Raw genomic sequence first — 8,549 nt, 5'->3', positions numbered from 1 at the left:
AAGCCTTTTAGAAGGGATATCAGGCCACAGAATGATCGCCGGCGACTGCCGCCCGTCAACGGCGTAATCGATGCTCAAGAGGCGATGATGCTGGTCACGGACCTCTGTCAATTGCCGCCGTCCCGATATGACGCGATAGGAATAGGCAGTCTCATGACCTTGTGGAGTAAAAAAGCTGGTCAGCAACCATTCTTCGGACGTCTCATTGGCACGGGAAAGAACCTCGGTCGTTCCGTCAATGTGGTCAATCCATAGGTCGTTGCCGCGCACCTGGGCTTTAAGGTTATCGAGCTTCTTGTCTTCGAAAATGGCCTTGCCTTCGAGGATACGCAGCCGATAGGTAACGCCGTTTGAAAGCGTCAGCTTGCGTCGACGCTGATCGTAGCAACAGGTTCGCAGGGCCCATCCAGATCCCAGACCCGAATGTCGATTACTGAAGGAGTCGTAGGCAAAGACAAGAGGAACCTTGGCTCTGCCGGGCGTATCAACAGAGCTCGTATTCAACGCCATGCTGAAACTATAACTTCCCGTGCGGGGATCGACACCGGAACGTATGAAACTATCGAACTTGAAGGCAGCCGAATCCAGCGACTGCTCGGTGTTTGTGTCCATATTGATTAATCGTCCTTGAGAAAAAGAGGCGGTTCAAACCAAGGTAAGAGCGACAGGATTTTTGGATAACCGAACCTTGACTGAATGCGGATTGCCATACATGTCACGCGCGCTCAATTCCACAACTGTCCTGTCCTCGCGCACCCACACCGCTCCGCCTTTCCTTGCAAACACCAGAACCAGTTGAAGTTTGTCTTTCTCCCATGCAACATTATTTGGCATCTGCCATAACGATAAGGATTGAGTGATGTTCATCCCGGCAAAATACCCAACGGCGTAATAACCTGCATACTGGCCACTCTCAGCGCCTGTCTGCAACTGTCCGGACAGGCTACATTCGCTGACGAACTTTATCTGACGCGAACCCTCGACCAACTTTAGTTCATAGACTTGAATTTCGGTAAAGTCTCTAAGTTCACCGTAATATCTCTTTTTCTCGGAAAGCAGAGCATATTGGGAACTGCTGTACAGGGGAACAGCAACAGGCGTCAATTGCACAGATCCGAATTCGCTCGCTTTTTCGGGGTAGAAATATTTGCCATCACTACGGGTGATACGAGGGCTGATCACGATGGGATCATCGGCTGTCGTGGTAACGTAAAACTCTTTAGCCGAGACAAACTCTCCAGGGTCTACGGAGCCCTTGATGGCGGTATTGGCGGGAAACGACCGGTACGTAGGATTATGGTACCGGGTATACTTCCAGACCCCCAGTTCTTGATGCGAGGTGTAGACAGTCTCGGTCAGCGGCTCATTGGTGCTTTTGTCGATCAATACAAGGGAGTCCAGCTCCGCCTGGGACAGGTCGACAAACCGCCCGTGCTTATCAGCGGCCTTGATAACAACAAACAACTTTAACTGCTGAAAACCATTCCCGTACAAGTGATCGCCACCGTTGGCGGAAAAAATTTCAAATCTGTTCAGGTCCGACCAGCCAGGTTGCTCACCGATGATGGTGGGGGAAGGCGCATCGCCACTTTCTAGAAGACTGTCATGTTCGTAGAAATATTCAGAGCGCTCGGTATTGTCCACGGGCGCATCATTATCGAAGTCCATTTCGAGATCCTTACTATTGTTAATGGTTACGGTTGGTCTCCTACCAAGGGAGGCTATGCTCCGCGCCCATTAGTCTATACTTAGCGATCCTTATCAAGCAGCGAACATTTAAAAACCATGTCAGACCGTTGCACTCATTATGCGAGGAGCACAACAACGGCACGCCTCAACAAAAAACCCAAACCGAAACCACGCTCCAGCAAAATAGATTGAATAGACAACTCAGAGCTCACGCATCCACGCCTTTAGTTGATCTAGCTGCGCCCGGTTATTGCTCTTCAACTCTTCCACCACTCGCTCAATTAGTACTAACGGCTCGGACGGACGCGGCAAATTCAAGTGCTCCAGTAAAATCTCATCGCCGACACTCACCAGCAATGCAAAATGGATAACGTTCTCCAACTCGCGGGTATTGCCCGGCCAGCTGTGACGTTCAAGCGCCCGTTGCGCCGCTTCACTGATCAGCGGCACGGCCAGGCCAAGGCGCTGGCTGTAGATGCCCAGGAAATATTCGGCCAGGGACAGGATATCGCCCACCCTTTCGCGCAGGGCTGGCAACTCCAGCTGTCCCTCGCTCAGGTAGTGATAAAGCCGGTCATGGAATTTTCCGGCGGCCACCGCTTGCGCCAGATCAATGCTGGTGGCCGCAACCAGACGCACGTCCACGGGGTTCGGTTGGTGCGCGCCGACACGGGTAATCTCATGATTTTCCAGTGCCGCCAGCAGCTTTATCTGGATCGGCAGCGGCAAGTCTCCGATCTCATCCAGGTAAAGCGTGCCACCGTTGGCCGAGCCGAACCACCCGGCCCTGCTGCTGGCCGAACTGTTGTGGCTGCCGACGGCGTAACCGAACAACTCGGCGTCAGCATAGGTCGGGCTGATAGCGCCGCAATTGACCGAAACAAACAGCCCACCGCGATTGCTTTCGCGATGGATATGCCGTGCCAGCAATTCCTTGCCGGTGCCGGTTTCACTGCGGATCAGCACCGAGATCGCCCGCGGCGCCAGTTGCTCCAGCTCCTGACGCAACTGCCGCGAACGCGGGTCGACAAATACCAGCGCCTTGGCACGGATGCTCAGGGGGCTTTTTTCCGAATCGGGAAAGGTCAGCAAGGGCTGACCGAAGGTTTCATGCAGGCTCATGGCAGACTCCCGCCCCAAACCGCCGGCGAGACGGAGGGCATTAAAATTCAGGCGCGACGCAGGGCGTGATGCTCCATGCGGTTTTGCAGACGATAGAGAAAAGCGAAACCCTGCTCCCAGCGCTGGTGACCGGACTTCACATTGATATGCCCCGCCCCGGCCAGGATCCCGGCCTCGGCGCCCCAGTTGCGCGCCAGTTCCAGAGCACGCGGGGCGCTGACCGCCGCGTCGTTGTCGGAGCTGACCACCTGGCTTGGAAACGGCAACAGGTCCGTGGGAATCGGCGCGAAGTTGCGCAGCGCCGGAGCACAGGCGGGCCGCTCGACATCCGCCGGCGCCACCAGCAACGCGCCACGCACCTGCCGCAGGAACGGCCCCGGCGCGGTGGCGGCCCAATGGGCCACCGTGATGCAACCCAGGCTATGGGCTATGAGGATTACTGGGGTATCGTCGGCGGCAATGGCTTCGGCCAGCGCGGCGACCCAGTCTTCACGCCGCGGCGTCAGCCAGTCAGCCTGTTGGACCCGGGCGCTGTTGGGCAGGCTGTTCTGCCAGTGGCTTTGCCAATGATTTTCCGGCGATCCTTGCCAGCCCGGCACAATCAGGTAGCGAATCGATTCGTTGCGCATGGGTGCTCTCCTGCGTGTCTGTTCCCGGACGAGTATAAGGAGGAGAGTTATATTATTTAAGGAATAAGAAGCTATTTATTAATTCCACAAAGGAATAATAAATTGTGGGAGCGGGCTTGCGCGCGATAGCGGTAAGTCTGTTACATCAATGTTGACTGACATACCGCCTTCGCGAGCAAGCTCGCTCCCACATTGGACCTGTGCTGGCTGAGATATCTGCAACAACCCCAACCACCTGTGGGAGCGAGCCTGCTCGCGAAAGCCTCAGCCCAGACAACCCGAAACCCCGTGGCGAGCAGACATAGCGATGCCTACTCCACCAGCCTCAATTCCCCATCGCAATACACCACCTCACGCCCCAACCATCCCACGTCCACCTGAGGCAGTACCGCCGAAGGTTTGCGCAGTTCACGCAGCAACGTCGAGCCATGGGACAGGCGACCGCCCATGCGTGCGATCACAGCGTGGGCGCCCTGATAGTGAGCGTGGCGGCCTGGGTCCAAGGTGTCTTCCAGCAGGATGTCCTTGCCGAGAATGCCCTGGGCCTGGCCGGGGTAGATCAGGAATCCGCTCGCCTGCTCGGTGCCTTCACGACCGTCCTGCCAGAAGCTGCCGTCGCGGCTGCGGATGTCCGGGTGCGGCGCGAACCAATGCTGGCGGTCGGCGCTCGGCATGGCGTGGTGCAGGCGGAAAAAGATCCGCATCAGGTTGTCGCGATACCATTCGCGCACCTGCAAGTAATAGCCGCGCAGCCCCGGCAGACCGGCGCCGTGGGCCAGGCGAATCGCCAACGGCCACTGTGGAAATGTTTGCAAAGGCAGCTCGGTCGGCACCGGACGTGGCGTCGCCGGGTCGGTTTCCCAGGGCAGGCGATGAGGGCTGTGTTGAAGATTGTCATAGGCGGTCGGCGGGCGTCCCAGCCAGTCGCCGCCACTGCTGGCCAAGGCGCTGGCGATGCACAGGTTGCCCTGCACCACGAACACGTAGAAACGAGTAAACCAGTCCGCCAGTTGCTGGCCGTTCGCGCCTTGTCCGGTCAGTTCGTGCAGCTCTCGGTCGAAGCGGCGCAAACCGTTTTCCAGCGTCAACAGATGTCCGCGAGCGATACGTTGCATGCGCAAAAACAACGGCAGCGACCGCAGCAGGCGCAGCGGTCGCCAAGGCAAGTGCGGCGTGGCCCCACCGACCTCGCCGGCATAGCTGCTGGCACTGATGCCCCAGTCGGCCAGCCGGGCGAGAAACAGGTCGTTGTTGATATACGAGGCGCCGCCAAACACCGCGGTGAAAGGCTCGTTGTCCTGCAACACTCGTGAATCCCAACGCGCCATGATCGCCGGAATGCTTGCCGCCGCACGACGCTGGGCGTACTCCACCAGAACGCTGGGTTGTGGCGGCAGGATCTCGGCGATGTTGGCGGCGGTCAGGTGGCGGCGCCAGCCATAGTCGCTGATCGGCCGGTATTGCAGCAGCCAGAGTTGCGTGCCGTCCCAGGCCCATTCGACATCACCGGGCACGTAATGGAAGACCCGCAGCACGCCTTGGAGAAACTGCCACAGCGCTTCGGCGGTCAGGCCATGGGCCGGCTTGAACGTGTCGCTGTTCCAAGACTCGCCGAGACGGGAAATGATCGCCCGCTCGGGGCTCACCTTGCCATCGGCCAACGACTCCAGATGGCCTTCGACCCATTCCAGCTCAACCGAAAGGTGGCGCACAAAGGCGATGCCGGACAGCCGTGGCGTGATGAAACGCTGCACCACTACTTCCTCGACGCCCGCCGCGCTCAGCTCGGCAATGCGCGTCGGCACATTGTGTGTTGGCTCGCGCAGGTAGGTGGTGCTCAAGCCCGCATTAGCCGCATCGGCCTGATCCTCCCCGTAACTGGAAGAACGCACGGCCCAGACAGCATCCGGCTGGCTGCTCAGAAAGTCTGGTAAGCGGGGATCACCACAGTCATTGAGTGACAGCGCCGCTGGAACCGGCTGCCCGGCCAGCTCCGCCAAGCGCAAGCGGCCACCCTTGGTGTGCGCGACGAACCCGCGCTCGCCGGACTCCAGCCAGGCGGCGAATTGCTCGGGTGAATCGATCCATGGATAGTGGCCCCAGCCGGGTTTGAGGCTGATGGTCAAGTCGGCACGGGCAAGAATCGCCGACCATGCCGCCGCTTGCGCGACGCCGAGTATCTTGTCCTGATCACCCCAGACCAGCTCGACCGGGTCGCTGATCCACTCCAGCAACGGCAGCGCAGTATCGGCGCGGACCAGATCCCAATGCGGCACAAAGGCTCGGCAGCGGGCATAGCCGGCGCCCATGCGCTGGTACTGCGCGGGCGTCCATTGCTGGCGGGAGAACTTGTCGGCAAACAGCCTTGGCTTGTTCGCCAGCAGCCAGTGGATGGTCTTGCGAATCGGCAGCGGCGACATCAACGCCGGCAGTCGTCGCTGCCACAAGAACGCCCCCACCGGCGCCAGCAATACGCTGCGGCAGAAGTGTCCGGGCTGGCGTTGCAAGGCGTGCAGCACCAGTAAGGCGTTCACCCCGACCGCCATGATCGCGCTGCCCTTGACCGTTGCCGCGAGCAACGCCTGTGCGTAGGCCGCCAGGTCTTCGCACGGGGCCTGGGGGTTGTTGCCGAAGCCGGGCAGCTCCAGCGGCACCACGTCGTAGCGCTTGAAGTGCGGCAACGCGTCGTCCCACCAATCGGCAGCGCTACCGTTGCCGGCCAGCAGGTACATCCTCGGCTTGCTCATGGACAGTCCTCAGGCCAGGTCGCGCAGGGCAGCGTCAAGTGTCGGGTAACGGAACGTATACCCGGCCTGAACGAGACGATCGGGTACCACGCGCTGGCCGTCGAAAAACAGCTGGGCCATCTCGCCAGCCAGGGCGCGCACCGGCGCGGCCGGGATGTGGAACCACACCGGGCGCTTGAGCGCCTGGCCGACGCGCTCGGCGAACAGCGCCTGGCTGACCGTTTCCGGCGCTACCAGGTTGTAGGTGCCGCTCAGGCTTTCGTCCTCGAAGGCACGGGCGATCACCTGGATCACATCGTCGCGGTGCACCCAACTCATGATCTGCCGACCATCGCCCATGCGCCCGCCGAACCCCAGGCGAAACGGAATCAGCAATGGCAGCAACGCACCGCCCGGACCGAACACCACGCCCAGGCGCATCACCACCTGCCGCACGCCCAACTCGGTTGCGGGCCGCGCTGAGGCTTCCCAACGCGAACAAAGTTCGGCCATGAAGCCATCGCCCTGGCTGGCGCTTTCATCGAGGCTTTCGCTGGCGTCGCGCACGCCATAAAAACCGATGGCCGATGCTTGAATCCACAACGCCGGTTTGTGCCGGGCGTTCTTCAACCATGTCATCAAGGCTTCGGTGGTATCGACCCGGCTGGCGATGAGTTGCGCCTGGCGCTTGGAACTCCAGCGGGGCCCGGCTACTGGCGCGCCCGCCAGGTTGATCAGTACATCGAAGGTTTCGTCATGGCCCAGCTTGCCCAGCGAACGCAGGCAGCGGGCGCGGCCGTCAAACAGATAGGCCGCCCTCAATGGATCGCGGGCCAGCACACTGACCGTGTGCCCGGCATCGAGCAATTGGTTGACCAGGGCCTCGCCGATAAACCCGGTGCCACCCGTGACCAGCACGCGCTTGTAGGTACCACCGGCAAACGGGTTGCCGGGCTTGCCCTGGCGCTGCATGCGCAAGGCGGCCAAGCCGTCGCGAATGCCCGAGGCCGTAACCCCAATGGCAAACAACGTCAGCAGCCAGCCGCGCCAGCCCAGGTCGATGGCGCTCAGGCCGGTCGGCAGGCTCGCCCACTGCGCCAGTTGCACGCCGTACAGCGCGAAAAAAGCCCCGCCGTTGACCGCCAGCACCGTGTGCATGATGCGCTCGATGGGCGGCAGTTTGCGGCTACGGTCCTCGACCACGAAATCCCACAGCGTCAGGCCGATCTCCAAGGCAAACAGCAGCGCGATGACAATCGCCCAGGTCCCTTCGAAGGCCAGATGCGCGATACCCAGGAACAGGATTCCGTAGAAACATGAGCGCAGGGAGTGGATGGAGAGTTCCAGCCGCGCACTGTGGCGATAGGGCAAGGCGACGGTGAGTTCGTGGTGATACAGGGTATCCAGCGCACCGAGGATGGCCTGGGCAATCAGCAGGGCAATGGCCCAGTCCAGCGGTGAAAAATCAGGCATGGTTCGACTCACTCGATGTGTTGTCGGTCAGGGCGGTGCGGCGATCATGGCGATAAAGCCAGAACAGCGGCGGCAGTAAAACAAGTAGTGCAAAGCTGTCGAACCACAGGTGCGACCAGACCCGCGCCTGGATGGAAACCAGCATGTCCTGGGGAGCCCAGAGCAGGATGCCGACGATCAGCCAGCCCCAAGGCATGGCACTTTTCAGGCGATCGCCGAGATGGACCAGGGCCAGCATGTAAAACGCATAGCTTTGCAACGTGGCGCCGAACAGCGCCAGCCACCAGACTTGTTGCGTACGGACGGTAACCGGCACGATGTCCGCACCCCAGAACGCCTGCTCGATGGTGTTCAGGTAATCATCGAGCAAGCCGGAGTGACCGGCCCAGGTCAGCGTAAGACCAGCGAGCAGATGCATCAGGGCCGCAGCGTACAGCCAAACGACCAAGGCTTTGCGAAGGGAGCTGGGAGGGACTGGCATTCCGTGTCCTGAAGGCTTGCTTGGAGGCGGCAAGTCTAATGGAAAAGGAGAGGGCTTTACCTGGCTAACAAGCCGGGCGGCGATAAATAAAAACTCACTGCCTGGAGCGCTTGAACCTGAGCCGAACACCGTTGTGGCGAGGGGATCGGCTTGAGGTTGCTCTTAATGAGGCCTGTGGTGCATTGAAACCCGTTTTCGCGAGCAGGCTCGCTCCCACATTGGATCGGTGCCGGCTGAAATATCCGCGACAACGCCAACCACCCTGTGGGAGCGAGCCTGCTCGCGAAGGCGCCAGCCCAGACAACCCAAAACCCGTGGCGAGGGAGCTTGCTCCCGCTGGCCTGCGCAGCAGGCCCCAGCATTCCTTCAGGCACACCACAGGGTTTGCGACTGCTGCGCAGCCGAGCGGGAGCAAGCTCCCTCGCCACA

Annotated in this window: 6 protein-coding genes and 1 pseudogene; all 7 read right to left on the bottom strand. The window is 60.4% G+C overall.

Annotated features, from left to right (window positions below; genetic code table 11):
• A pseudogene (locus ACE04F_RS08690) lies at positions 1 to 612 on the bottom strand (RHS repeat domain-containing protein); the annotation flags it as partial.
• 33 nt (positions 613 to 645) lie between these two features.
• A complete protein-coding gene (locus ACE04F_RS08685; protein WP_486105906.1) occupies positions 646 to 1,668 on the bottom strand; it encodes a hypothetical protein in 1,023 nt (340 codons plus the stop codon).
• A gap of 222 nt (positions 1,669 to 1,890) precedes the next feature.
• Complete coding sequence (locus ACE04F_RS08680; protein ID WP_486105904.1) at positions 1,891 to 2,811, bottom strand: sigma 54-interacting transcriptional regulator; 921 nt, start codon at positions 2,809 to 2,811, stop codon at positions 1,891 to 1,893.
• A gap of 47 nt (positions 2,812 to 2,858) precedes the next feature.
• The gene (locus ACE04F_RS08675; RefSeq protein WP_486105902.1) at positions 2,859 to 3,440 is read right to left on the bottom strand and encodes an alpha/beta hydrolase; all 582 of its coding nucleotides are present in this window, start codon (positions 3,438 to 3,440) and stop codon (positions 2,859 to 2,861) included.
• A 311-nt stretch (positions 3,441 to 3,751) separates the two neighbouring features.
• Positions 3,752 to 6,187 (bottom strand): alpha/beta hydrolase, encoded by a 2,436-nt coding sequence (locus ACE04F_RS08670; protein WP_486105900.1) that lies wholly within the window; start codon positions 6,185 to 6,187, stop codon positions 3,752 to 3,754.
• A 9-nt stretch (positions 6,188 to 6,196) separates the two neighbouring features.
• Complete coding sequence (locus ACE04F_RS08665; protein ID WP_486105898.1) at positions 6,197 to 7,639, bottom strand: TIGR01777 family oxidoreductase; 1,443 nt, start codon at positions 7,637 to 7,639, stop codon at positions 6,197 to 6,199.
• On the bottom strand, positions 7,632 to 8,120 hold the full coding sequence (locus ACE04F_RS08660; RefSeq protein WP_486105896.1) for a cell division protein: 489 nt from the start codon (positions 8,118 to 8,120) through the stop codon (positions 7,632 to 7,634). Before ACE04F_RS08660 ends, ACE04F_RS08665 begins: the two co-directional genes overlap by 8 nt.
• Between the last annotated feature and the right edge of the window lie 429 nt (positions 8,121 to 8,549).

Source organism: Pseudomonas sp. AGC41 (genome assembly GCF_057334555.1).
This window is presented reverse-complemented; position numbering and strand designations above follow the sequence as displayed.

Coding starts and splice junctions, on each gene's coding strand:
- ACE04F_RS08670 (WP_486105900.1), bottom strand. CDS start 6,187: ATGAGCAAGCCGAGGATGTACCTGCTGGCCGGCAACGGTAGCGCTGCC.
- ACE04F_RS08660 (WP_486105896.1), bottom strand. CDS start 8,120: ATGCCAGTCCCTCCCAGCTCCCTTCGCAAAGCCTTGGTCGTTTGGCTG.
- ACE04F_RS08685 (WP_486105906.1), bottom strand. CDS start 1,668: ATGGACTTCGATAATGATGCGCCCGTGGACAATACCGAGCGCTCTGAA.
- ACE04F_RS08665 (WP_486105898.1), bottom strand. CDS start 7,639: ATGCCTGATTTTTCACCGCTGGACTGGGCCATTGCCCTGCTGATTGCC.
- ACE04F_RS08680 (WP_486105904.1), bottom strand. CDS start 2,811: ATGAGCCTGCATGAAACCTTCGGTCAGCCCTTGCTGACCTTTCCCGAT.
- ACE04F_RS08675 (WP_486105902.1), bottom strand. CDS start 3,440: ATGCGCAACGAATCGATTCGCTACCTGATTGTGCCGGGCTGGCAAGGA.